At 71.2% G+C, this 24,622-nt stretch carries 20 protein-coding genes; 12 read left to right on the forward strand and 8 right to left on the reverse strand.

Features of this window, described 5'->3' with window-relative positions; translation table 11 throughout:
- Positions 1-104: 104 nt before the first annotated feature.
- From ABD329_RS37150 to ABD329_RS37175, 6 genes are all read right to left on the reverse strand, one after another.
- On the reverse strand, positions 105-1,316 hold the full coding sequence (locus ABD329_RS37150) for an alpha/beta hydrolase (RefSeq protein ID WP_198280027.1): 1,212 nt from the start codon (positions 1,314-1,316) through the stop codon (positions 105-107).
- 198 nt (positions 1,317-1,514) lie between these two features.
- Entirely contained in the window at positions 1,515-2,192 is a 678-nt protein-coding gene (locus tag ABD329_RS37155; RefSeq protein WP_044575969.1) for a response regulator, read from the reverse strand.
- On the reverse strand, positions 2,189-3,577 hold the full coding sequence (locus ABD329_RS37160) for a sensor histidine kinase (protein WP_198280026.1): 1,389 nt from the start codon (positions 3,575-3,577) through the stop codon (positions 2,189-2,191). The genes ABD329_RS37155 and ABD329_RS37160 overlap by 4 nt, the downstream gene beginning before the upstream one ends.
- Complete coding sequence (locus ABD329_RS37165) at positions 3,578-4,576, reverse strand: DUF4429 domain-containing protein (RefSeq protein ID WP_198280025.1); 999 nt, start codon at positions 4,574-4,576, stop codon at positions 3,578-3,580.
- Between the two features lie 85 nt (positions 4,577-4,661).
- Positions 4,662-5,867: an alpha/beta hydrolase gene (locus ABD329_RS37170; protein WP_198280024.1), complete on the reverse strand. Its 1,206-nt coding sequence runs from the start codon at positions 5,865-5,867 to the stop codon at positions 4,662-4,664.
- Between the two features lie 100 nt (positions 5,868-5,967).
- The gene (locus tag ABD329_RS37175; RefSeq protein WP_198280023.1) at positions 5,968-6,636 is read right to left on the reverse strand and encodes a TetR family transcriptional regulator; all 669 of its coding nucleotides are present in this window, start codon (positions 6,634-6,636) and stop codon (positions 5,968-5,970) included.
- Positions 6,637-6,763: 127 nt separating this feature from the next.
- Here ABD329_RS37175 and ABD329_RS37180 point away from each other — a divergent pair, with 127 nt between their 5' ends.
- Together ABD329_RS37180 and ABD329_RS37185 are read left to right on the forward strand one after the other, a co-directional pair.
- A complete protein-coding gene (locus tag ABD329_RS37180; RefSeq protein WP_198280022.1) occupies positions 6,764-8,365 on the forward strand; it encodes an MFS transporter in 1,602 nt (533 codons plus the stop codon).
- 117 nt (positions 8,366-8,482) lie between these two features.
- Positions 8,483-8,845 carry a peptidase inhibitor family I36 protein gene (locus ABD329_RS37185; protein ID WP_198280021.1) on the forward strand — a complete coding sequence of 121 codons (363 nt, stop codon included), beginning with the start codon at positions 8,483-8,485 and terminating at the stop codon, positions 8,843-8,845.
- 386 nt (positions 8,846-9,231) lie between these two features.
- Here ABD329_RS37185 and aceE read toward each other — a convergent pair whose 3' ends face one another.
- Complete coding sequence (aceE, locus tag ABD329_RS37190) at positions 9,232-11,961, reverse strand: pyruvate dehydrogenase (acetyl-transferring), homodimeric type (RefSeq protein ID WP_198280316.1); 2,730 nt, start codon at positions 11,959-11,961, stop codon at positions 9,232-9,234.
- A gap of 472 nt (positions 11,962-12,433) precedes the next feature.
- Between aceE and ABD329_RS37195 the strand changes: the two genes are divergently transcribed.
- From ABD329_RS37195 to ABD329_RS37220, 6 genes are all read left to right on the forward strand, one after another.
- A complete protein-coding gene (locus ABD329_RS37195) occupies positions 12,434-12,874 on the forward strand; it encodes a DUF3052 domain-containing protein (RefSeq protein WP_014060347.1) in 441 nt (146 codons plus the stop codon).
- 163 nt (positions 12,875-13,037) lie between these two features.
- Positions 13,038-13,496 (forward strand): peroxiredoxin, encoded by a 459-nt coding sequence (locus ABD329_RS37200; protein ID WP_138915865.1) that lies wholly within the window; start codon positions 13,038-13,040, stop codon positions 13,494-13,496.
- 148 nt (positions 13,497-13,644) lie between these two features.
- On the forward strand, positions 13,645-14,220 hold the full coding sequence (locus ABD329_RS37205) for a TerD family protein (protein WP_037962225.1): 576 nt from the start codon (positions 13,645-13,647) through the stop codon (positions 14,218-14,220).
- A 141-nt stretch (positions 14,221-14,361) separates the two neighbouring features.
- Entirely contained in the window at positions 14,362-14,937 is a 576-nt protein-coding gene (locus tag ABD329_RS37210) for a TerD family protein (protein ID WP_037962224.1), read from the forward strand.
- Between the two features lie 51 nt (positions 14,938-14,988).
- Positions 14,989-16,182, forward strand: a complete 1,194-nt coding sequence (locus ABD329_RS37215) for a DUF475 domain-containing protein (protein ID WP_198280315.1) — start codon at positions 14,989-14,991, stop codon at positions 16,180-16,182.
- Positions 16,183-16,390: 208 nt separating this feature from the next.
- The gene (locus ABD329_RS37220) at positions 16,391-17,119 is read left to right on the forward strand and encodes a TerD family protein (protein WP_344317521.1); all 729 of its coding nucleotides are present in this window, start codon (positions 16,391-16,393) and stop codon (positions 17,117-17,119) included.
- Positions 17,120-17,156: 37 nt separating this feature from the next.
- On the opposite strand, the gene ABD329_RS37225 is transcribed toward ABD329_RS37220, so the two are convergent.
- Positions 17,157-18,284 carry a TerD family protein gene (locus ABD329_RS37225; RefSeq protein ID WP_344317522.1) on the reverse strand — a complete coding sequence of 376 codons (1,128 nt, stop codon included), beginning with the start codon at positions 18,282-18,284 and terminating at the stop codon, positions 17,157-17,159.
- A 234-nt stretch (positions 18,285-18,518) separates the two neighbouring features.
- Here ABD329_RS37225 and ABD329_RS37230 point away from each other — a divergent pair, with 234 nt between their 5' ends.
- The 4 genes from ABD329_RS37230 (at position 18,519) to ABD329_RS37245 (ending at position 24,552) form a co-directional block, all read left to right on the forward strand.
- Positions 18,519-19,706, forward strand: a complete 1,188-nt coding sequence (locus ABD329_RS37230) for an HpcH/HpaI aldolase/citrate lyase family protein (RefSeq protein ID WP_198282163.1) — start codon at positions 18,519-18,521, stop codon at positions 19,704-19,706.
- A 96-nt stretch (positions 19,707-19,802) separates the two neighbouring features.
- Entirely contained in the window at positions 19,803-22,862 is a 3,060-nt protein-coding gene (locus ABD329_RS37235; RefSeq protein WP_344317523.1) for a phosphoribosyltransferase domain-containing protein, read from the forward strand.
- Positions 22,859-23,719, forward strand: coding sequence for an HAD family hydrolase (locus tag ABD329_RS37240; protein ID WP_344317524.1), 861 nt, complete (start codon positions 22,859-22,861; stop codon positions 23,717-23,719). The genes ABD329_RS37235 and ABD329_RS37240 overlap by 4 nt, the downstream gene beginning before the upstream one ends.
- A 170-nt stretch (positions 23,720-23,889) precedes the next feature.
- A complete protein-coding gene (locus ABD329_RS37245; protein WP_198281681.1) occupies positions 23,890-24,552 on the forward strand; it encodes an O-methyltransferase in 663 nt (220 codons plus the stop codon).
- The last annotated feature ends 70 nt before the right edge of the window (positions 24,553-24,622 follow it).

Genomic DNA, 24,622 nt, shown 5'->3' on the forward strand with positions numbered 1-24,622 from the left:
CACCGGGCCCAGCGGGTCGCGCCCGTCGCACGCCCGCGCCCTCGTCCGGGCGGCTCGGTGCGAAGAGATACGCGCACAGCGCGGTCCGTGCGTGATGGCCGCGGTCAGCTGAGGCCCTGGCGGCAGTCCGGCCCCGTGCCCGGACCGCCGCCGTCCTCCCCCGCGCACCGCACCCCGTCGAAGTCCCCCAGCGCGATCCGCGAGAAGTTGCGCAGCGAGTCCGTCCCCGGCGCGAAGTAGCCGGTGTGCCCGTGGGCGCTCTCGGAGGAGACCACCCGGGCGCCGAAGGACGGATCGGTCGGGTCGTCGCCGTGGCCCAGGCCCAGGAAGTCATAGCCGGTCACCCGCCGGATCCAGTCGGTGCGGTCGCGCGCCGCCCAGACCCGGGCCCCGGTGCGCAACGACTCGGCGCTGTCCGCGCGCATCCCCGGGCTGCCCAGTACCACCAGATCGGAGACGCGGGCGCGGTCCATCGCGGAGGCGGCGAGACCGCAGACCACCGAGCCGTAGCTGTGGCAGAAGACGGCGGGCGGGGCGTCGGCGGTGGCCGCGGTGGTCACGGCGAGCCCGGCCAGGAACCGGTCCAGGCGGGGCGCGCCCGCCTCGGCCAGCCGGCTGGTGGCGGCGTCCGGGCCCAGCCCGACCGGGGTCGTGTAGCCGACCCAGGCGATGACGGCGGTCGGGGTCGCGGGCGCGTCCTCCGCCATCTGGGCCCGCAGCGACCGGGCCATTCCGGCCGGGGCGCCGTACGGGTCGCCCGTGCGATCGAAGTCGTCCAGGTCGATGTCCGAGCCGGGCACGATCACGGCCGTGCGGCGGGCCGCCGCCAAGTCCCCGTACACCTCCGCCACCTGGCCGCGCCCGCGCGGATCGAAGGCGAGGATCTGACGGCCGGGCCTCAGCAGCGCCGCGTACCGCTCGGCGAGCGGGCTCTCCGGGTCGGCCTCGCGCTCCTTGTGCCAGGCGGCCCGGATCGCCCGGGCGTTGGCCTCGTACCGAAGGCTCAGCGGTGCCCCGTCCAGATTGCCGACCACCTCGGGGTGCCGGATGACCAGTGCCTTCCGCTGGACCTCGGTGAGCCGGTCGAAGAACCGGGCGATCCCGGCGGGCGAGACGGTGGCCGGGTCGGGCAGCTCGCGCCCGGCCCCGCCCAGCGAATGGTCCGCCAGCCACGCGGCGGTCCCCGGCGGCGGCCCGGTGATGGCCTGCTCCTCGTGGGCCACGGTCCAGCCGGCCGTCCCCGCCATGACGGTGATGGTGAGCGCCGCGGTGATCAGGCGTCGTGCGTAGTGCCTGGTGCGTAGCGTCTGGGACATGGCGGCGGCTTTCCCTCTTCCGTCAGCGGTTCCGGCGGTGGTTCCGGCCGTGGTTCCATCGGTGGTTCCGGCGGTGGAACCGGCGGTGGTTCCGTCGGTGGCGGAGGGAAAGGTAGAGAGGCGTCGGGTGGCGGTACGTCACCCCCCGGTGCCAAGTGGGATGTCATACCCCAGTAGGGGGTGGCCGCCCGGCCGGGGTCACTGACCCGGTGTCACCAGGCCCGATTCATAGGCGAAGATCACCGCCTGGGCGCGGTCGCGCAGCCCCAGCTTCGCCAGCACCCGGCCGATGTGGGTCTTCACCGTCTGCTCCGCGAGCACCAGCGACTCGGCGATCTCCTGGTTGGACAGGCCACGGGCGATCAGCTCCAGCACCTCGGTCTCACGCGGCGTCAGCCCGCTGCGCCGCAGCGCCGGGCCGTCGCGGCGCGGGGCGGGGCGCTGGCGGGCGAAGTCGGCGATCAGCCGGCGGGTGACGGACGGGGCGAGCAGCGCCTCGCCCGCCGCCACCACCCGGACCGCGGAGATCAGATCGGCCGGCGGGGCGTCCTTCAGCAGAAAGCCGCTGGCCCCGGCGCGCAGCGCCTCGTAGACGTAGTCGTCCACGTCGAAGGTGGTGAGCATCAGGACCTTGGGCCGGTGGGTGACCCCGCGCGGCGGGTCCAGCAGCTGCCGGGCCGCCTCGAGCCCGTCCATCTCGGGCATCCGGACGTCCATCAGCACCACATCGGGGTGGCTGCGGCGGCTGACCTCCACGCCCTCCCGCCCGTCCGGCGCCTCGCCGACGACGTCGATATCGCTCTGCGCGGCGAGCAGGGCGGCGAACCCCGCCCGCACCATCGCCTGGTCGTCGACGATGATCACCTTGATGGTCATGAAGGGTCCGTCTCTTCGAGGTCTACCAGGGGGAGGCGGGCCGCGACGCGGAAGCCGCCGTCGGGCAGCGGGCCGGTGTCGAGCATGCCGCCGACGAGCCGTACGCGCTCGACCATGCCGACGAGGCCGTGGCCGGTGCCGCTGGTCTCCAGGGGCTTGGTGGGCGCGCTGTGGGCCGGGCCGTTGACCACCAGCAGGGTCAGCGCCGAGCCGTCCTCAGCGGAGATGGCCACGCGGGTGGTGGCGCCCGGTGCGTGGCGCACCACATTGGCCAGCGCCTCCTGCACGATGCGGTACGCGGACAGCCCCACCGCCTGCGGCAGCGGTTCGAGCTCGGCCACGTCGTCCGCGATGGTCAGCGTGGTCGGTATCCCGGCCCGTACGGTCGCCTCGACCAGCTGGGGCACCTGCCGCAGCCCCGGCTGCGGCGCCCGCTCCCCGCGGGTCTCCTCGCTGCGCAACACGCCCAGCAGCCGCCGCATTTCGGCGAGCGACTCGCGGGCGGTGGCGGCGATGGTGGAGAACTCCCGCTCCGCCTCGGAGGGCAGCCCGCCGATCCGGTACGGGGCGCTGTCCGCCTGGACGGTGATCACCGACATGTGGTGGGCCACCACGTCGTGCAGTTCACGGGCGATCCGGGTGCGCTCCTCCAGCAGGGTGCGATGGGCCCGTTCGGCCTCGCTGATCGTCTCCTGCTCGGCCAGCCGCCGCTGGGCGTCCCCGCGCTCGCGCAGCGCCCCGGCGACGAGCAGCACCACGCCGCTGAGCACGAACAGCACCACATTGCTGCCGTTGCTCTTGTCCGGGAAGGCCATGCCGAGCGCCAGTCCCGCGGTGCCGGTGACCAGCCACACCGCCACCAGGGTGCGGCGCGGTTCGCGCAGCGCGAGGGCGAGCAGCAGGAAGAGATAGCCGATGATGGCGCCCGGCAGCCAGGGCCACACCCGGTTCTCCAGGTGGTCCGCGGTGCCGAGCACCACCAGGGCGCAGACCAGGTCGGCGAGGAAGACGATCCACCACGCCTGGAGGGGGCGGGTGACGGACAGCAGCAGCGGGCTGCCCTGGACGATGCCGAGCAGCGTGGCGACGCCGCCGCCCACCCCGTAGTCGTTGGTGAGCAGCTGGGCGGTGGTGGGCACCAGGATCGTGGTGAGGATCATCGCCACGCCGTACGGCACCCTGCGCAGCCACCTCCTGGGCGACCGGGCGAACAGCGGCGTCGCCGGATAGCTGGGGGTCACCAGGGCCCGGGCGAGGCCGCCCGCCTGCCGCCGGGCGGCCCTGGGCAGGCTCTCGTGGGCGGTGGAGGAGGCGCCGGCCGATGGGGCGCCGGCCGATGGGGCGCCGGCCGTCTCGCCGGCCGGTGCGGAGGAGGGACCGGACACTTACAGCTCCGCCAGCAGCTCGGCCTTCTTCGCGCTGAACTCGTCGTCGGTCAGCAGCCCTGCCGTGTGCAGCTCGCCCAGATGACGGATGCGCTCGGCGATGTCGGCGGGGTCGCGGCGCGGGGCGGCGGCCCGGTTCGGGGCCGGGGCGCCCTCGGCGCACGGCACGGGGGAGGAGGCCCGTATGGCCTCCAGGACGGCCGCGGCGAACGGCAGCGACTGGTGGACGAGGCCGTAGCCCATCCCGAAGACGACGGCCGCCGGGTCCCGGTCGGGGCGGTCGGCGGGCTGGTCCTCGGTGGAGCGCCGCAGCAGCCGCAGATAGCCGTGGCCACCGCCCTTGGGGGTGACCTTGCCGGTGCCGTTCCTGGCCGTGCCGTCCTTGGCGGAACCCCCTTTGGCTCCACCGGCCTTGGCGGAGCCCTCCTTGGGGACGGTGCCCGCCGAGCCCCGGCTCTCCGGCGAACGCCACTCCACACCGGTGAGTTCGTCGATCCGGAAGCGCTGGTCCCCGACCTTCCACTTCTCCGAGGAGGCGCCGGTCCAGAACCAGCGGAAGGAGATGGCCTTGCCGTCGAAGGACGCCTTGCCGTCGTACGCCTTGAAGGACAGCGGCGCCGGGGGCACGGTCACCAGATGCGCCTCGGCCGCGGTGTCCGCCTCGGGGCCGAGGGACTCGCGTATCCGCTCGGCGTAGTAGTCGGCGAGGGTCTCCCGCTCGGCCGGCAGCACCAGCCGGTACGGGTCGTACGCCTCCTTGAGCTGACCGTCGGCGGCGTCCATCAATGGGTCGGCGCCCGGTCTCGGCACGGCGCGCAGCACCACCGTGCCCCGTTTGCCCACGGCGAGTTCCACCCCGGACAGCGCCTCGAAGGGGATGCGGCGTTCGCCGAGCGCCTGGAGCAGCTTCGGCGTGCGGATCCCCCGTTCGAAGCGGATGAGCATGGAGTCGGTGTCGAACTCCCAGACGGTCTGAAAACCGGCCAGCACATCACCCATGCGGCTCATCGTATGCGGCGGTGGCCCGCCCGTCCCCCTTTGAGGCTACGCGCGTCACTAGAGTTTCCGGTGTTTATGCCGGGCGTCAGCGTAGCCCCGCGACGCAGTCGTCGCCGTCGCCGCAGCTCACGGACTGGACAGCACCGATTCCCACCCGCGCGAAGTTGTCCAGGCTGGTCGTGCCCGGTTCGAAGTATCCGGCGTGTCCATCGGCCCCGTCCGCGGCCAGCACCCGGGCGCCGAAGCCGGAGGAGACCGGGTCCGCGCCATGGCCGAGCCCGCCGAACTCCAGATGCGGAATGTCCTCGATCCAGTCGCCGGAGTCGCGCATCGCCCACACCCGGGCACTGGTGCCCAGGTCGGAGACGTGACTGGCGCGCATCCCGGGGCTGCCGGCCACCGCGATGTCGGTGACCTTGGGCGGCAGATCGCGGGCGGCGACCCCGCACACCACCGAGCCGTAGCTGTGGCACATCAGCGAGACCCGGGAGAGCGCGGGCAGCGCGTTGACCAGCGCGCGCAGCCGCACCGCGCCCTGGGCGGCCAGCTTGCCGGTGGCCGCGTCCATGCCGATCCCGGCCGGGGTGGTGTAGTCGGCCCAGGCGATGACGGCGGTCTTGGTGTCCGGGGCGTCGGCCCGCTCATTGTCGTAGAGGGCGCGGGCCATTCCGACCGTGGCGGTGTACGGGCGCTCGGTCTTCTGGAACGTCAGGATGTCGGTGTCCACGCCCGGCACCACGATCGAGACCCGGTTGGCGTGGGCGAGGTCGCCGAAGACCTCGGCGGCCCGCCCGGCGCCCGAGGGGTCGAAGGAGAGGATCTGCCGCCCGGAGCCCAGCAGGTCCTCGTAGCGGTGCATCCGGCGTGTCGCGTCCGAGCGGCCCATCGGGGTGAGCCGCGGGTCGTGGATCCGCTTGCGCTCATCGGCGCGCGCCTTGAGCAGGGCGACGCGGTTGGCGCGGTAGCGCAGGGCCACCGGCGCGCCGTTGAGATTGCCCACGGCCAGCGGATAGCGCCGCACCACCCGGTCCGTCTGGACCTTGGTGAGCGAGCCGAACCAGCGGCCGAGGGTGCGCGGCGAGCCGTACGGATCGGGCAGTGCGCGGCCGCCGAGCGATCCGTGGCGCCAGGCGTCCATTGACGCGGAGAGCGCGTCCGGGGCTCCTCTGTGGCTCCGTACGGCCGTCCAGCCGGTGGTGGCGAGGAGGACGAAGACCACCGCCAGCGCGAGCAGGGCGCGCCAGGCGGTGGAACCGGGGGAGGGGGAGCCGAGCTCCGAGAAGGAAGTCACCGCGGGACACCCTAGGAGAAGCGCGGCGCCGCGTGCCAAATCCCGTGATTCATATCACGTTTGAAAGCAGGAATGCTTGGGAGCTATGCCGGAATTGATGCTACTTGTCCCATTTTTCGGCGAGGGCGGGGCCCACGTAATCAAGATGGAACGCGGTGAGGTCTCGCAATGTGACGACGCTGCTGTCCTCCTCGCCCTCGGTCCACAGCTTCCCGGCCACCCGGATCACCCCGCCGAACATCGCGACCACCAGCCGCGGCCGCGGGTCGGTGTCGATGTCCAGCCCCTCGCGGCGGGCGATCTCGCGCGCCAGCCGCTCCTCCATCTCCGCGGTGCGGCGCAGATGGACCGCGAGCAGGCTCGGCGTGGACTCGATCACCCGGTACATCCGCATATGGAGCTCGGGCGGCACCAGCTGCTCGATGGCCTCCCCGATGTTCCCCCAGGCGCCGAGGATCGCGCCGCGCAGCGCGGCCAGCGGCGCCTCGCCCGCGGGGCGTCCGCACAGGGCGGCGAAGAAGTGGCACTCGGCCGCCTCCTGGCTCGCGAAGGCGACCTCCTCCTTGTTGGCGAAGTACCGGAAGAAGGTGCGCTGGGAGACCTCGACGGCCTCGGCGATCTCGTCGACCGTCGTCCGCTCGTATCCCTGACGGGTGAACAACTCCAGTGCGGAGCGCACCAGGGCGCTTCGCGTCCGCTGCTTCTTGCGCTCGCGCAGCCCGGCCGGTGGCGGCGTCGTCGTGTCCGCCGCTGCCTCGTCCGTCGTCACCTATCGGCTCGCTTTCTACCGGTGTGGGGCCGCGTTGCGGCTGCTCAGGATACCTGTGACAAAAACGTCAGTTACCGGCGGATGAATCGGTTTGTCAATTGTCAGACGCTGACATTAGCCTCCGGTCATGACCTCTTCGACCACCGTCGCCGATTCGGCGTCGGAACCTCCCATAGCCGATGCCCCGAAGGGGCTTCGGGGTCATCCATGGCTGACGCTTCTCACCGTCGCCCTCGGCGTGACGATGGTCGCCCTCGACGGCACCATCGTCGCCATCGCCAACCCGGCCATCCAGAAGGACCTCGGCGCCTCGCTCGCCGATGTGCAGTGGATCACCAATGGCTATCTGCTGGCCCTCGCCGTCGCGCTGATCACGGCGGGCAAGCTGGGTGACCGCTTCGGCCACCGGCAGACCTTCCTCATCGGCGTCGTCGGCTTCGCCGTCTCCTCGGCGGCCATCGGCTTCTCCGGCGAGGTGTCGCTCGTCGTGGCGTTCCGGGTGCTTCAGGGCCTGTGCGGCGCGCTGCTGATGCCCGCGGCGCTCGGGCTGCTGCGCGCCACCTTCCCCGCCGAGAAGCTCAACATGGCCATCGGCATCTGGGGTGCGGTGATCGGTGCCTCCACCGCCGCCGGGCCCATCGTCGGCGGACTGCTCGTCGAGCACGTCAACTGGCAGTCGGTCTTCTTCATCAACGCGCCCGTCGGCGTGCTGGCCGTGGTGCTGGGGCTGCTGCTCCTGGTGGACCACCGTGCCGAGAAGGCCCCGCGGTCCTTCGACATCCCCGGCATCGTGCTGCTGTCCGGTGCGATGTTCTGCCTCATCTGGGCGCTGATCAACGCCGCCGACTGGCACTGGGGCGACCAGCGCACGCTGCTCTTCCTGGGCCTGGCGGCGGTCTGCTTCGCCGTCTTCGTCTTCTGGGAGAACCGGACGCCGGAGCCGCTGCTGCCGCTGAGCATGTTCCGCTCGGTGCCGCTGAGCGCGGGCACCGTGCTGATGGTGCTGATGGCCTTCGGCTTCATGGGCGGGCTGTTCTTCGTCACCTTCTATCTCCAGAACGTGCACGGGATGAGCCCCGTCGACAGCGGGCTGCGGCTGCTGCCGCTCACCGCGATGATGATCGTCGCCTCGCCGCTGGCGGGTGCGCTGATCACCAAGTTCGGGCCGCGGACGCCGCTGGTCGGCGCCATGACGATCACCGCCGTCGCGATGTTCGGCCTCTCCCGGCTGGACGCGGACAGCGGCGGTCTCGAGATGGCCGTGTGGTTCGCCCTGCTGGGCCTCGGCCTCGGCCCGGTCATGGTCGGCGCCACCGAGGTCATCGTCGGCAACGCCCCGATCCAGCACGCCGGTGTGGCCGGCGGCCTTCAGCAGGCCGCGATGCAGGTCGGCGGCAGCCTCGGTACGGCCGTCCTGGGCGCGGTCATGGCGGGCCGGGTGGACAGCGCGCTGCCGGAGAAGTGGGCGGGCGCCGGGCTGCCGCCGATGCCCAAGGGCGCGGAGTCCAAGGCTTCGGACGCCGTCGAGGTCGGTATCGCCCCCGTTCCCAAGGGCACTCCGCCGGAGGTCGCGGGCAAGATCACGGCCGTCGCGCATGACACCTTCGTGTCAGGGATGGGGCTCGCCTTCACGGTGGCCGCCGTCGTCTCGGTGGTCGCGGCGCTGGTCGCGGCCTTCACCAAGCGCGGTGAGAACGCGGACGCGTCCGGGGGCGCCGTCCACATCTGAACCCTCGCGGTCAACCCCCTATCAGGGTGGACCTTGATCGACCCCATGGTGGCGAACGGGAGCCGACGGACAGTCTGGCTCCCGTTCTGTTCTTTCCACACGGGGAGCGAAATCGTTATGCGTAAGATCATTACAGCCGCCGTCTCGGCGCTGGCCCTCACCGCCACCCTGGCCCCGGCCGCGCTCGCGGCTCCGCCGCGGCTGGGGAACTGCGCCGCCGGGCAGCTGTGTCTGTGGCGGAGCGGCGGCTTCACGGGGGCGCGGCAGACCCATGAACTGGCCGACGTGGACATCGAAAGCTGCGTCCCCCTGCCATCCGGCACCACGGCCGCGTCCCTGGCGAACCGCACGGGGCGCCCGGTGACGGCCTATCAGAGCCGTGAATGCGCCGAGACGGCGGAGTTCCACACGTACCCCACCGGCACCTGGTCCCCCGAAACCCCGTACCAGGTCCGCGCCTTCAAAATCTGGGAACGCTGACCGGGCCAGGGCCAGGGCCCGGGTCGGGGGCCTGATCGTTCCCCGACCCGCCCCTTCCCGAACCAGGGGGCGTCGCCCCTGGACCCCCGCCGCCGCCCACGGTGGCAGCCGATCCGGCCGACTCCGCCGCCATCGGCGGCGACGGATGCCGGGCGCGGCGCCCGGGGCGGAGCCCCAAGCCCGGGTCGGCCCCCGACGCCCGGGGACCGGGCCCGGGAATCTGCGATCCGGGGCGGAGCCCCTGGATCCTGTGGTGGTGGGGGGGCGGGGGCGCCATGCCCCCGCCCCCCCACCAACCCCCGGCGGGATCGGGGGACATGACGACGCGGGGCGGGCTGGACACCTCCAGCCCGCCCCGCGTCACGGCTCACCGCCGTCGTAGACGGCTACGCGTCGCCGCCCGCCGGGCCCGGGTCGGCGGCGGAGACGTCCAGGAGCTGGTAGCGGTCGATCGCCTGCTTGAGGGCAGAGCGGTCGATCTTGCCGTCGCGGGCCAGCTCCGTCAGGACGCCGAGCACGATCGACTCGGCGTCGATGTGGAAGAAGCGCCGCGCCGCGCCGCGGGTGTCGGCGAAGCCGAAGCCGTCCGCGCCCAGCGACTGGTACGTGCCGGGCACCCAGCGCGCGATCTGGTCGGGAACCGCACGCATCCAGTCGGAGACGGCCACCTTCGGGCCCTCCACGTCCGCGAGCTTGCGGGTGACGTACGGGACGCGCTGCTCCTCCTCCGGGTGGAGCAGATTGTGCTCCTCCACCTCGATGGCGTCCCGGCGCAGCTCGTTCCAGGACGTGGCCGACCAGACGTCCGCCTTGACGTTCCAGTCCTCGGCCAGGATGCGCTGGGCCTCGAGCGCCCACGGCACCGCGACCCCGGAGGCGAGGATCTGCGCCGGTACGGAGCCCTTCTCGCCCTGCCGGTAGCGGTAGAGGCCCTTGAGGATGCCCTCGCGGTCCACGTTCTCGGGCTCGGCCGGGTGCTGGATCGGCTCGTTGTAGACGGTGAGGTAGTAGAAGACGTCCTCACTGTTCTCGCCGTACATCCGGCGCAGACCGTCCTGGACGATGTGGGCGATCTCGAAGCCGAACGCCGGGTCGTACGCGACGACCGCCGGGTTGGTCGAGGCCAGCAGCTGGGAGTGGCCGTCCGCGTGCTGGAGGCCCTCACCGGTCAGGGTCGTACGACCGGCGGTCGCGCCCAGTACGAAGCCGCGCGCCAGCTGGTCGGCCATCTGCCAGAACTGGTCACCGGTGCGCTGGAAGCCGAACATCGAGTAGAAGACGTAGACCGGGATCAGCGGTTCGCCATGCGTGGCGTACGCGGAGCCCGCCGCGATCAGCGAGGCCGTACAGCCCGCCTCGGAGATGCCGTCGTGCAGCATCTGCCCGGTCGGCGACTCCTTGTAGGCCAGCAGCAGCTCACGGTCGACCGACTCGTACATCTGGCCCAGCGGCGAGTAGATCTTCGCCGAGGGGAAGAGCGAGTCCATGCCGAAGGTGCGGTACTCGTCGGGCGCGATCGGCACGAACCGCTTGCCGATCTCCTTGTCCCGCATCAGGTCCTTCAGCAGCCGGACGAACGCCATGGTGGTGGCGATCTGCTGCTGCCCGGTGCCCTTCTTCAGCGTGGCGTAGGTCTTGTCGCCCGGCAGCTGAAGCGGCTTGGCCCGCACGACACGGGTCGGCGCGTAGCCGCCCAGCGCCTTGCGGCGGTCGTGCATGTACTGGATCTCCTCCGAGTCCCGGCCCGGGTGGTAGTACGGCGGGAGGCCGGACTCCAGCTCCTTGTCGGGGATCGGCAGGTGCAGCCGGTCGCGGAAGCGCTTGAGGTCGTCGACCGTCAGCTTCTTCATCTGGTGGGTCGCGTTGCGGCCCTCGAAGTTCGGACCGAGCGTCCAGCCCTTGACGGTCTGCGCGAGGATCACCGTCGGCTGGCCCTTGTGGGCCTTGGCCGCCGAGTACGCCGCGTAGATCTTCTTGTGGTCGTGACCGCCGCGGCCCAGGTGCAGGATCTGGTCATCGGTCATGCCCTCGACCATCTTGCGCAGCCGCTGGTCATCACCGAAGAAGTGGTCGCGGATATAGGAGCCGGTCTCGGTCGCGTACGTCTGGAACTGACCGTCCGGCGTCGTGTTCAGCCGGTTGACCAGGATGCCGTCGCGGTCCTGCGCCAGCAGCGGGTCCCAGGTGCGGTCCCAGACCAGCTTGATCACGTTCCAGCCGGCGCCGCGGAACTGCGACTCCAGCTCCTGGATGATCTTGCCGTTGCCGCGCACCGGGCCGTCGAGCCGCTGGAGGTTGCAGTTGACCACGAAGGTCAGGTTGTCCAGGCCCTCACGGGCGGCCAGGGAAAGCTGGCCGAGCGACTCCGGCTCGTCCATCTCGCCGTCGCCCAGGAACGCCCAGACGTGGGAGTTGGAGGTGTCGGCGATGCCGCGTGCCTCCATATAGCGGTTCATCCGCGCCTGGAAGATCGCACCGAGCGGGCCCAGGCCCATGGAGACCGTCGGGAACTCCCAGAAGTCCGGCATCGACCGAGGGTGCGGGTAGCTGGACAGCGCGTGACCGAGCTTGGACTTCTCCTGACGGAATCCGTCCAGGTGGTCCTCGCTCAGTCGGTCGAGCAGAAAGGCACGGGCGTAGATGCCGGGGGAGGCATGGCCCTGGAAGAAGATCTGGTCGCCGCTGTCGTGGTCCTTGCCACGGAAGAAGTGGTTGAAGCCCACGTCGTACAGCGAGGCGGACGAGGCGAAGGTGGCGATGTGGCCACCGACCCCGATGCCCGGGCGCTGCGCCCGGGAGACCATCACCGCCGCGTTCCAGCGGGTCGCGTTGAGGACCTTGCGCTCGATCTCCTCGTTGCCGGGGAAGAACGGCTCGTCCTTGGTGGCGATGGTGTTGACGTAGTCCGTGCTGCGCATCTCGGGCACGGCGACGCGCTTCGCGCGGGCGCGCTCGATCAGGCGAAGCATCAGGTAGCGGGCACGTTCCCGGCCTCGCTCATCGACGGCTGCGTCGAGCGAGTCGAGCCATTCCTGGGTCTCTTCGGGATCGAAGTCCGGGACCTGGCTGGGAAGGCCGCCAATGATGATCGGGTTGCGATCGGATCCGGAAGCCACGCTATTCCTTCGCTTTTCGGTCGTGCGGTGCACGGACATGGATTCGTGCTCTGCTGCTGTCGCGCCGCTCTCCATCGTGTACCTCGGGTACGGGATACGTCACCTCTACCGAGTGGTAACCAACACCAGGCGAGACGGGGCGCTCCGGCGGCCGTCTCACGTGCGACGGCCGAATCGCAACCTTACGCCCACGGCCGGGGTCGTCTGCGTACGACCGTTCGGCACGGGAGCGGCGTAGGGTGGCTAGACACACACGTAAGCCGGACATCCTCGGGCAATCCGGTCGGCCGCGCGTCGTTGCGTGTCGTTCCTCCATGATGGGAGTTGCGGCGACACGTCAACGTTTGGGCGGGATCGCTGGCCGGGTACTTGCGCGATCCGCCCGGCCCGTGTGGACTACGCCCAAGCCCTCGCGTACGCGCGCGGGGCGTACAGACTCGAAGAGTGAATGCAAGATGACAGGAGGCAATCCGTGAGCGCGACCGCGGACCACGCGGAGGAGCGGACCAACCCTGCCGCGAGGCTGGGTTTCCAGCCCGAACAGGTGGTCCAGGAGATCGGCTACGACGACGATGTCGACCAGGAGCTCCGCGAGTCCATCGAGGAGATCACCGGCCAGGAGCTCGTCGACGAGGAGTACGACGATGTGGCCGACGCCGTTGTGCTGTGGTTCCGGGAGGACGACGGCGATCTGACGGACGCGCTGGTGGACGCCATCCAGATGATCGACGACGGCGCGCCGGTCTGGCTGCTGACGCCCAAGACCGGCCGTGACGGCTATGTCGAGCCGAGCGACATCAATGAGGCGGCGACCACCGCCGGCCTGTCCCAGACCAAGAGCTTCAACGCGGGCAAGGACTGGACGGGCAGCCGCCTGGTCACGCCCAAAGCCGCGCGCAGCGGCAAGCGCTGAGGCCGGCGAATCCACACCCCAGAGCCCCCCTCCGTTCCCTTACGGAGGGGGGCTCTGAGCGTAGGCTGGGCCGCGCAGTACATGATCAATTCAAACCTTGATCAATGCGAAGCCCGGTCATGTCGAACATGATCTTCCGAATGTGAATGAAGGGATGGCTCCCATGGCGATAGAGGTCGGCGCGAAGGCCCCCGACTTCCAGCTGAAGAACCAGCACGGCGAGTCGGTCAGGCTCTCCGACTTCCGGGGCGAGAAGAGCGTCGTGCTGCTCTTCTACCCGTTCGCCTTCACCGGTGTGTGCACCGGCGAGCTGTGCGCGCTCCGCGACGAGCTGCCGAAGTTCGTCAACGACGACGTGCAGCTGCTCGCGGTCTCCAATGACTCGCCCTTCAGCCTGCGCGTCTTCGCCGAGCAGGAGGGCCTGGAGTACCCCCTGCTGTCGGACTTCTGGCCGCACGGCGAGACCAGCCGCGCCTACGGCGTCTTCGACGAGGACAAGGGCTGCGCGGTGCGCGGCACCTTCGTGATCGACAAGGAGGGCGTGGTCCGCTGGACGGTCGTCAACGGCCTGCCCGACGCCCGGGACCTCAACGACTACGTCAAGGCCCTGGAAACCCTGTAGCCGAGGCCGGCGAAACCCTGTGGCCAAGGCCCGGCGAAACCCTGTGGCGGCCGGGAACCGCTCACTAGGATCGACGCGTTGATCCTGATGGGAAACCTTTGATGAAGGGGCACGCAGTGCTCCTGACGAACCTTTTTTGGGAGGACTCGTGGGAGTCAGCCTCAGCAAGGGCGGCAACGTCTCGCTGACCAAGGAAGCCCCGAACTTGACCGCGGTCGTCGTGGGGCTCGGCTGGGACGCCCGTACCACCACGGGCACGGACTTCGACCTCGACGCCAGCGCCCTGCTGACCAACGCCGAGGGCAAGGTCGGCAACGACCAGAACTTCGTCTTCTTCAACAACCTCAAGAGCCCCGACGGCTCGGTGGAGCACACCGGTGACAACCTCACCGGTGAGGGCGAGGGCGACGACGAGCAGATCAAGGTGAACCTGGCGGGTGTCCCCGCCGATGTCGCCAAGATCGTCTTCCCGGTGTCGATCTACGACGCCGAGACCCGTCAGCAGAGCTTCGGCCAGGTGCGCAACGCCTTCATCCGCGTGGTGAACCAGGCCGACGGCAATGAGCTCGCCCGCTACGACCTCTCCGAGGACGCCTCGACCGAGACCGCCATGGTCTTCGGCGAGCTGTACCGGAACGGCGCGGAGTGGAAGTTCCGCGCCATCGGCCAGGGGTACGCCTCGGGTCTGCGCGGCATCGCGCAGGACTTCGGCGTCAACGTCTGAGCGACGTCAGAGCGCCGTCGAGGGCCGCCGAAGGCCGTCGACAGGGCAGTCATTCCGGCGCCGCACCCCCCGCGCCCCAGGGGCAGGGGTGCGGCGCCGGACGCGTATCACCCATGCAACACCCGGGGAGGAAACAGCATCATGGGCGTCACACTCGCCAAGGGGGGCAATGTCTCCCTCTCCAAAGCCGCTCCCAACCTCACACAGGTGCTCATCGGCCTGGGCTGGGACGCGCGCTCCACCACCGGAGCGCCGTTCGACCTCGACGCCAGCGCCCTGCTGTGCCAGTCGGGGCGGGTGCTCGGCGATGAGTACTTCATCTTCTACAACAACCTCAAGAGCCCCGAGGGCTCCGTCGAGCACACCGGCGACAACCTCACCGGCGAGGGCGAGGGTGACGACGAGTCCCTGCTGATCGATCTGGGCAAGGTCCCGGCCGAGGTCGACAAGATCGTCTTCCCGGTCTCCATCCATGAGGCCGAGGCCAGGCGCCAGACGTTCGGGCAGGTCAGCAACGCCTTCATCCGGGTGGTGAACCAGGCGGACGGCCAGGAGCTGGCCCGCTACGACCTCTCCGAGGACGCCTCCGGCGAGACCGCGATGATCTTCGGCGAGGTCTATCGCTACGGCGGCGAATGGAAGTTCAGGGCCGTGGGGCAGGGGTACGCGTCGGGTCTGCGCGGCATCGCTCTAGACTTCGGAGTCAACGTTTCGTAAAACCGCGTAAAGCGCGCGGGGGAGACCTTACGACGAAGGATTGGGTAGGCAGTGCTCCTCAAAACCTTTGGTTGGTCGTTCGCCATCACGGTGATCGGTCTGGCCCTGGCCGGCGTCCTCTGGGGGTGGCAGGGGCTCGCCATCGTCGGGATCCTCTCGATCCTGGAGATCTCGCTCTCATTCGACAACGCGGTCATCAACGCGGGCATTCTGCGCAAGATGAACGCCTTCTGGCAGAAGATCTTCCTGACCGTCGGCATCCTGATCGCCGTCTTCGGCATGCGGCTGGTCTTCCCGGTGATCATCGTCGCCGTCACGGCCAAGATGAGCCCCATCGAGGCCGTCGATCTCGCGATCAACGACAAGAACCAGTACGAACACCTGGTCACGGCGGCGCATCCGGCGATCGCGGCCTTCGGTGGGATCTTCCTGCTGATGATCTTCCTCGACTTCATCTTCGAGGAGCGGGACATCAGGTGGCTGGGGTGGCTGGAGAAGCCGCTCGCCAAGCTGGGCAAGCTGGACACGTTCTCGATCGTGGTCGCCCTGATCGGGCTGCTGGTCACCGCCACCACCGTGGCCACGGACGTGGCCCACGGCGGTGGTGACAAGAGCGCCACCGTCCTGCTGTCCGGCGTCGCCGGTCTGCTCACCTATCTGATCGTCGGCGGCATCTCCGGCTACTTCGAGGACAAGCTCGAAGAGGAGGAGGACGAAGACGAGGACGACGAGGCCGGTGCGGCCGGGGACGAGGGCGACGAGGGCGCGAAGGCCGCTCCGAGCGCCCAGCTCAACGGCAGCGGCGGCCGTGGCTCCAGTGGCGCCTCCGTGGTCGGCCTGGCCGGTAAGGCCGCGTTCTTCCTCTTCCTCTACCTCGAGGTCATCGACGCGTCCTTCTCCTTCGACGGGGTCATCGGCGCCTTCGCGATCACCAATGACATCTTCGAGATGGCGCTGGGTCTGGGCATCGGCGCCATGTACATCCGGTCGCTGACCGTCTTCCTGGTCCGCAGGGGCACCCTGGACGACTACGTCTACCTGGAGCACGGCGCGCACTACGCGATCGGCGCGCTCGCCGTGATCCTGCTGGTCACGATCAAGTACGAGATCAACGAGGTCATCACCGGCCTGGTGGGCGTGGTGCTGATCGCCGCCTCGTACTGGTCCTCGGTCCGGCGCAACCGTAAGGAGGCGGCCGCCGGGGAGGATTCGGAGGCCAAGACGGAAGTCACCTCCGGAGTCTGACCTCCGGAGTCTGACCGCCGGGGTGTGACACGGCGGGTGTGACACGGCGGCGTTTGAGGAACGCTCTGAGCGGGGCGGCCGGGGTCTTCCGACCTCCAGGCCGCCCCGCGGCGGTTGAGCGGCTGGACGGGCGGCTTGCGGGGCCGTTTCCCGGGCAGCCTCTGGGCAGCTGGGAGGCAGCTGGCGATGAAGGGTGGGGGTGCGCACCATGGCGTTCTGGAACAACTGGGGACGGTCCGCATGGCGTCAGTTCGACAGCGGTGACGCGTCCGGTGTGGTCGAGCTGACCAAGCGGAACGCGTCGATCTCGCTGACCAAGCAGGGAGCCGCCACCGGCAATCTGCGCATCAACCTCTCCTGGCAGATGCGCACCTCGGACTTCAACAGCAGGGCGCGGCGCGGCTCGCTGCGCCATCCGCTCCAGATGTTCAAGCCCGAGCCGGTGCAGGCCCAGGGACCCGCGCTGGTCAATGTCGACCTCGACCTCGCGGTGATGTACGAGCTGAAGAGCGGCTCCAAGGGCGTGGTGCAGCCGCTGGGCGAGTTCTTCGGCAATCTCAACGAGGCGCCGTACGTCAAGCTCAGCGGCGACGACCGGTTCGGCTCCGGGTCCGGTGAGACGGTCTACGTCAACATGGACCACAAGGACGACATCAAGCGACTGCTCGTCTTCGTCTACATCTACGACGGCACCCCCGCCTTCGACCGCACCCACGGCCTGGTCACGCTCTATCCGAGCAACGGGCCGCGGGTGGAGATCGCGCTCGACGAGCGCGCCCCGCAGGCGCGCTCCTGCGCCGTCGTGCTGATCGAGAACGTCAAGGGCGAGATGGTGGTCCGCCGCGAGGTGAAGTACGTCTACGGCTTCCAGGCGGAGCTGGACCGGCTGTACGGCTGGGGCCTCCAGTGGGGCCGGGGCTACAAGTCCAAGGTCTGACCCCGGCCCGCCCTCCGGCCCCCGACCCCGCCCGTCCTCACCTGTTCTGGAACTGCGGGCCCTGCGGCGGCAGAACGAAATGCGGGTCCGGCACCTGGGCGGGGATCGGCGGCGGGGGCGGCCCCACCGGCCCCGTCGGCTGCACCTGCTGCGGATAGCCGTACGCGGGGGGCTGCGGATAGCCGTATCCCGGCTGCGGCAGCGCCTGCGCCTGCGGCTGCGGATAGCCATAGCCGGGCTGCGCGGGGGCCTGGCCGGGCGGCTGCGGATACCCCGCGCCCGGGGCGTGCGGGGGCGGGGGCGGCACCTGTGACGGCACATAGGCGTAGCCGCTGTCGCCCTGCGCGGCGGCGGGGTGCATGGGCTGGGTGCGCTGCGGATCCCAGGGGTCGGGCGACACCGGGTGCGGATAGCCGTACGCCGGGGGGTGGGCCTGGGTCGTCGCGTCGGAGGGCGACGGGGGCGGAGTGCCGGGGGCCGAAGCGGGTGCGGGGGTCGCGGCGGCCGAGGGCTCGGGAGTGGGCGCCGGGGTTTCGGGAGCCGAGGGCTCGGAAGCGGCGATGGCCTCCGGCTTGGCCGTGGTGCCGTCGTCCTCCGGGCCGCCCTCGCCGTCCTCCACCGAGATCCCGTACTGCGTGGCCAGCCCGATCAGCCCCGACTCATAGCCCTGTCCCAGGGCCCGGAACTTCCAGCCGTCGCCGCGCCGGTAGACCTCACCGCAGATCAGCGCGGTCTCCTTGCCGGTGTCCGGCAGCACCGCGAAGATCGCGACCGGCTCGGCGTCCGCCGCGTCGGGCGCACCGGGCGAGGCGTCGTACAGCAGCAGGCTCAGATCCCTCACCTGCCCGAAGGCGCCGCCGTCGGCGGACGCGGCGATCACCACCCGGCGGACCTCCGGCTCCAGCCCGATCAGCTCGGCCTCGATGGTGTCCGTCAGCGTGTCCTGGTTCGGCTTCTTGGGCAGATGCCGGACCAGACCCGAGGGGTGCTGCGGCTGGTTGTAGAAGACGAAGTCCTCGTCCGAGCGCACCCGGTCGTCCGGCCCCAGCAGCAGCGCCGAGGCGTCCACGTCGGGTACGTCCGTGCCGGGGGTCCAGCGCAGCACCGCGCGTATGGCCGTGGCCTCCAGCGGGATGTTCGATCCCTTCAGCATCGCCTGCGTCATGGCGGCAATCCTGCCCTCCCGGTGGGTGTGGGGACAACGCAGGGTACGCGGCGGGCGGCAGTGCGGGGGTGGTACGGGGCGGCGGGGCGGGCATGCCGGACACCACGCGGACGCACATGGGTTACGTGATTTTCACGCCCTTGGGGAACTTTTGACCCATGGCCACACGTACGATAATCGGCCAACCGTGGGTCAGCGTGACCAAGGCGGCGTATCGGCAGCGCGGGGAGTTGTATGCGGCATTTCGAACATCTGCCCGTCGAGGTGCGAGCCAACCTCTTCCACCGGGAGCCCGGTGAATTCAGCGTGGACTCGCCCACCCGGACACTGGCCGTCGCCCTCGGCGCCACCCTGTACTGCCCGGCGACCCGGCCCCGGCTGGCCGAGGACATCGTCAAACAGGCAGGTCGTGGCGTGGTCTCCATGGTGCTGTGCCTGGAGGACTCCATCGACGACGCCGAGGTGCCGGGCGCGGAGGAGAACCTCGTACGGCAGTTCGCGGAGCTGTCCGGGCGCGACTCGGACACCTCCCTGCCGCTGCTCTTCATCCGGGTCCGCACCCCCGAGCAGATCGTCGATCTCGTCTCCCGGCTCGGAGCGGGCGTGCGGCTGCTGTCCGGATTCGTACTGCCGAAATTCACCGAGGAAAGTGGCAGGGCCTTTCTCGAGGCGCTGATGTCGGCCGAAACCGCCCAGGTGGCCGAGGAGTTGGGCGGACGGCGGCTGTTCGCGATGCCGGTCCTCGAATCGCCCGAGCTGATGCACCGCGAAACGCGCACCGACAGCCTCAGCGGCATCGGCCGGATTGTCGACAAGTACCGGGAGCGGGTGCTGGCGCTGCGCCTCGGGGTCACCGATCTGTGCTCGGCGTACGGGTTGCGCAGGGCGCCCGATATGACCGTCTATGACGTCCAGCTGGTCGCGTCCGTGATCGCGGACGTGGTGAACATGCTGGGCCGGGCCGATGGCACGGGCTTCACGATCACCGGGCCGGTGTGGGAGTACTTCAAACCGCATGAGCGGATGTTCAAGCCGCAACTGCGGATCAGCCCCTTCAGCAGCGGCCGCGCCGAGAAGCTGCGCACCGCGCTGATCGAGCACCACATGGACGGACTGCTGCGCGAGATCGAGCTGGACCGCGCCAACGGTCTCCAGGGCAAGACCTGCATCCACCCCAGCCATGTGGCCCCGGTGCACGCGCTCTCCGTGGTCAGCCACGAGGAGTTCAGCGACGCGGTGGACATCCTCGAGCCCGAGCGCTGCGGGGGCGGTGTGCTGCGCTCCGCGTACACCAACAAAATGAACGAGGTGAAGCCGCACCGGGCCTGGGCCGAGCGGACCCTGCGGCGCGCGGAGGTCTTCGGGGTGGCCCGGGAGGATGTGAGCTTCGTGGAGCTGCTGGCGGCGAGCCTGCGGACGTAGCGCGAACCGGGCCCGGCACGGGCCGGGGACGACGGGCGAGGGGCGACGGGCGAGGGGCGAGGGGCGAGGGACGATGGAAACGAGGCGCAGGGCGGCGTGAGCGTGGACAACGTGTGGTCGGGACAGTGGGTCGCGGACCGGCTGGGAGTGCGGCTGGCCGACGGCCGGAACGGTGACGGCGGCCGGAACGGCGACGGCGGACCGAGCGGCGGCCGCGGACCGAGCGGTGACGGCGGACCGAGCGGTGACGGCGGCGCGGAGCTGCGTGAGCTGCTGGGGCTGGCCCTGCGGCGCAACCCCAAGCGGGCGCATCTGCTGGTCTCCAACGTGCTCGGCAAGCACGTCCCGCAGCGCCCCGCCACCGTCCACGGCGCGGGCGTACGGCTCGGCCGCCGGGTGCGCGAGCTGCTGGGCGACGAGGCGGCGGCGCGCGCGGTGGTGCTCGGGTACGCGGAGACCGCCACCGGCCTCGGCCACAGCGTGGCCGACGGGCTCGCCCTCGCCCCGTACCTCCACTCCACCCGCCGCCCGGTCCCGGGCGTCGCCACGGTGGGCGGCTTCGAGGAGGAGCACAGCCACGCCACCTCCCATCTGCTGCTCCCCGAGGACCCCGGGCTCCTGGCCGCGACGGGCCCGCTGGTCCTCGTGGACGACGAGTTCTCCACCGGCCGTACGGTCCTCAACACCATCGCCGCCCTCCATCGCGGCTTCCCCCGTGACCACTATGTGGTGGTGGCCCTGGTGGACATGCGCTCGCCGGAGGACCGCGCCCGCCTGGAGGCCTTCGCGGCGGATCTCGGCGCCCGCGTCGACCTGGTCGCCGCCGCGGCCGGAGCGGTGCATCTGCCCGACGACGTCCTGGAGCGCGGCGCGCGGCTGGTGGCCGAGCACGAGGCGGTCGCCGAGGCCCGTGAGGGCATGACCGCCCCCACGGGGTCCCCGGCGGGTCCGGGGACCACCCGCGTGGACCTCGGCTGGCCCGAAGGGCTCCCGGACGGCGGCCGCCACGGCTTCACCCCCACCCACCGCACCCGCCTGGAAGCGTCACTCCCCACCATGGCGGCCCGCCTCGCGGACGCGCTGGCGCAAGCGCCGAACCTCGCGAACGCGCTGGCGAAGGCGCCGGACGACCCGGCCCCGCCCGCCGGGGGCCATGCGGCCCCGCCCGCCGACGGCACCCCGCCCGCCGACGGCACCCCGGCGGCTCCCGGGGAACACACCTCACCGGACCAGCCGGCCCAGCCCGCCAACGGGGTCCCCGCGTCCGCCGGAGGCCATACCTCGTCGGACGCGCCCGCCGACGACACTGCGGCGTCCGCCAACGACCCCGCCGCGCCCGCCGACACCCCCGCCGCGGCCCCGCGTCGGACCGTCACCGCCCCGGCCGGGCCGGGTCAGGCCGGTGGCGCCCGCGCCCCCGGCCTGTCCCGGCCCCGGCCGCCCCGCCCCCTCCGTCGTGTCCTCGTCCTCGGGTTCGAGGAGCTGATGTACGCGCCGCTGCGGATCGCGGAGGCGCTGGACGAGGCGCTCGACGGCGTCGAGGTGCGGTATTCGACGACCACCCGCTCGCCCGTGCTCGCCGTCGACGACCCCGGGTACGCCATCAGGACCCGGCTGACCTTCCCCGCGCACGACGGGCCCGCCGACGGCCCCGGGCCGCGCTACGCCTACAACGTGGCGCCCGGCGCCGACCCCGACCGCCGCTTCGACGCCGTCGTCGCCGTCGTCGACTCGGCCGCCGACACGCCCGCGCTGCACGCCCCCGACGGGCTGCTCGCCGCGCTCGCCGCGCACACGGACCGGCTGGTGCTGGCCGTGGTGCCGTCCTACCGCCCCCAGACCCCACCCACCCCCCGCACCGTCCCCGAACGACAGGCACCGCCCATGCACCAACCGTCGCACGAGCCCCTGCGCGGGCCGGACTTCTCGTCCTACGCCCCCGAAGAGGTGGGCTGGTTGCTCCAGGACTTCTCCCACGTCACCCTCGAGGCGCCCACCGAGGAGCGGGAGGAGGCGATCCAGAGCGGGGGCGCGCACTACGCCGAGTCGCTGCCCGTGGAGTACCAGCCGAGCGAGCGCTACCAGGAGCTGTTCCGGGCCGCCCTCGACACCTCCGCCGCCCGGATCGCCCGCGCGGTCGGCGCGGTCACCGAGACCGTGCTCGCCGAGCGCTCCCCGCGCCCCGTCCTCGTCTCGCTCGCCCGCGCCGGCACCCCCGTCGGCGTGCTGATGCGCCGCTGGGCGCGCCACGCCCACGGGCTGGACCTCCCGCACTACGCGATCTCCATCGTGCGCGGCCGCGGCATCGACACCGCCGCGCTGCGCTGGCTGGCGGACCACCACGACCCCTCCGACGTCGTCTTCGTCGACGGCTGGACCGGTAAGGGCGCCATCACCCGCGAGCTGTCGGACGCCCTCGCCCCGTACCCGGACTTCGACCCGCGGATCGCGGTCCTCGCCGACCCCGGCCGCTGTGTGGACACCTACGGCACCCGGGACGACTTCCTCGTCCCCTCCGCGTGCCTCAACTCGACTGTCTCCGGGCTGATTTCGCGTACCGTGCTCCGCGCCGACCTCGTCGGCCCCAACGACTTCCACGGCGCGAAGTACTACCGCGAACTCGCCGGCGCGGACGTCTCCGAGCACTTCCTGGACACCGTCTCGGCCCGCTTCGCCGAGGTCGCCGAGGCCGCCCTGGCCGACGCCGAACGGCTCGCGGCCACCGACCGCACCCCCACCTGGGAGGGCTGGGCCGCGGTCGAGCGGATCAGCCAGGAGTACGGCATCCACGACGTCAACCTGGTCAAGCCGGGCGTCGGCGAGACCACCCGGGTGCTGCTGCGCCGCGTTCCGTGGAAGATCCTCGCCCAGCGCGGCGCGGGCGCGGACCTGGACCATGTGCGGCTGCTCGCCGAGCAGCGCGGAGTGCCGGTCGAGGAGGCCGACGACCTCCCGTACACCTGCGTCGGGCTGATCCACCCGCGCTACACCCGGGGCGCCACCGGGGCCGACGGAAAGACGGTCGGCACGGCTTCCGACAAGACGGCCGACAGGACGGCCGACGAGACAGCCGACAGGACGGCCAACAAGGCGAACACCGCGAACACGGCGGGCAAGGCCGCCGGCAGACACGAGAGAACGGTGGCGGCACGATGAGCGTTCTGGTGGCAAGCGACCTCGACCGCACCCTGATCTACTCCGCGGCCGCGCTCGGCCTCGAGATGCCGGACGCCGAGGCCCCGCGGCTGCTGTGCGTCGAGACGTACCAGGGCAAGCCGCTGTCGTACCTGACCGAGACCGCCGCCGGGCTGCTCGCCGAACTGGTCCGCACCTCCGTCTTCGTCCCCACGACCACCCGCACCGTCGAGCAGTACCGCCGCATCCGCCTCCCCGGCCCCGCCTCCCGCTTCGCGATCTGCGCCAACGGCGGCCAGCTGCTGGTCAACGGCGAGCCCGACGCCGACTGGCACCAGCGGGTGCGCGACGCCCTCGACGACGGCTGCGCCCCCCTCGAAGAGGTGCGCGCCCACCTCAGCGCCACCGCCGACCCCGCCTGGCTGCTCAAGGAGCGGGTGGCCGAGGAGCTGTTCGCCTATCTCGTGGTGAGGCGGGAGCTGCTGCCCGAGGGGTACGTCAAGGAGCTCACCCAGTGGGCCGACCCGCGCGGCTGGACGGTCTCCCTCCAGGGCCGCAAGATCTACGCCGTGCCCAAGCCGCTCACCAAGAGCGCGGCCGTAGCCGAGATCAAGAGCCGCACCGGAGCCGACGAGGTGCTCGCCGCGGGCGATTCGCTGCTCGACACCGATCTGCTGCTCGCGGCCGACCGCGCCTGGCGCCCCGGCCACGGCGAACTGGCCGACATCGGCTGGTCGGCACCCCAGCTGACCGTGGTCGAGGAGAAGGGCGTCGCGGCGGGCGAGGCCATCGTCCGGGCCCTGGGCGAACGCTCCTCCGTCACCTGGGCGCGCGCCCGCAGCCAGGTCATCCGCGCCGTCTCCCGCGGCCGGGACTGACCGGCCGGCTCGATACCGGCCGGACCAGCGCTCGGTCCGGCCGATATCGGCGGGCCGGACCAGCGGCAGCCGCTCGGCGATCGCGGCGGTCGTGCGCCATCTGGGAAGCTGAAGCCGAACGGAGTGCACGGAGTGCGACGAACCGGCGAGAAGCCGAAAGGGAGGCCGCGATGGCCGAGAGCAAGAGCACACCGATCACGGCCGAGCTGTACGACTACGTCCTGCGGCACAACCCGCCGCTCGACCCGGTCCTGCGCGAGCTCGTCGAGGTCACCCACCGCAACCTCCCCGGCCACGCCGGGATGCAGTCCGCCGAGGAGCAGGCCCCGCTGCTGGCCTTCCTGGTCCGGCTGATCGGCGCCCGCCACATCGTGGAGGTCGGCACCTTCACCGGCTTCTCCGCGCTGGCCATGGCCCAGGCGCTGCCCGCCGACGGCCGGCTGATCGCCTGCGATGTGTCGGAGGAGTGGACGGCGTACGGGCGGAAGGCGTGGGCCAAGGCGGGCGTCGAGGACCGTATCGACCTGCGGCTCGCGCCCGCGCTGGACACGCTGCGCGCGATGCCCGCCGAGCCCCATATCGATCTCGCCTACCTCGACGCGGACAAGCAGAACTACATCCCGTACTGGGAGGAGCTGGTTCCGCGGCTGAACCCGGGCGGTCTGATCGTCGCGGACAACGTCTTCTACCACGCGCAGGTCATGGAGGCGGCGCCGTCGCCCGGGGGCGCCGCGATCCAGGCGTTCAACGACCATGTGGCGGCGGACGCCCGGATGGAGGCGGTCATGCTCACCGTCGCCGACGGTCTGACGCTCGCGCGCCGGGTCGGCTGAGCCGTCGGTCCCGGGGTCAGCTGAGCCGTCGGTCCCGGGGTCAGCTGAGCCGTCGGTCCCGGGGTCAGCT

The sequence above is a fragment of the Streptomyces javensis genome, assembly GCF_039525925.1.
Lineage (GTDB): Bacteria > Actinomycetota > Actinomycetes > Streptomycetales > Streptomycetaceae > Streptomyces > Streptomyces asiaticus.

Coding starts and splice junctions, on each gene's coding strand:
- ABD329_RS37150 (WP_198280027.1), bottom strand. CDS start 1,316: ATGTCCCAGACGCTACGCACCAGGCACTACGCACGACGCCTGATCACC.
- ABD329_RS37155 (WP_044575969.1), bottom strand. CDS start 2,192: ATGACCATCAAGGTGATCATCGTCGACGACCAGGCGATGGTGCGGGCG.
- ABD329_RS37165 (WP_198280025.1), bottom strand. CDS start 4,576: ATGGGTGATGTGCTGGCCGGTTTTCAGACCGTCTGGGAGTTCGACACC.
- ABD329_RS37180 (WP_198280022.1), top strand. CDS start 6,764: ATGACCTCTTCGACCACCGTCGCCGATTCGGCGTCGGAACCTCCCATA.
- ABD329_RS37185 (WP_198280021.1), top strand. CDS start 8,483: ATGCGTAAGATCATTACAGCCGCCGTCTCGGCGCTGGCCCTCACCGCC.
- ABD329_RS37200 (WP_138915865.1), top strand. CDS start 13,038: ATGGCGATAGAGGTCGGCGCGAAGGCCCCCGACTTCCAGCTGAAGAAC.
- ABD329_RS37210 (WP_037962224.1), top strand. CDS start 14,362: ATGGGCGTCACACTCGCCAAGGGGGGCAATGTCTCCCTCTCCAAAGCC.
- ABD329_RS37220 (WP_344317521.1), top strand. CDS start 16,391: ATGGCGTTCTGGAACAACTGGGGACGGTCCGCATGGCGTCAGTTCGAC.
- ABD329_RS37225 (WP_344317522.1), bottom strand. CDS start 18,284: ATGACGCAGGCGATGCTGAAGGGATCGAACATCCCGCTGGAGGCCACG.
- ABD329_RS37230 (WP_198282163.1), top strand. CDS start 18,519: ATGCGGCATTTCGAACATCTGCCCGTCGAGGTGCGAGCCAACCTCTTC.
- ABD329_RS37240 (WP_344317524.1), top strand. CDS start 22,859: ATGAGCGTTCTGGTGGCAAGCGACCTCGACCGCACCCTGATCTACTCC.
- ABD329_RS37245 (WP_198281681.1), top strand. CDS start 23,890: ATGGCCGAGAGCAAGAGCACACCGATCACGGCCGAGCTGTACGACTAC.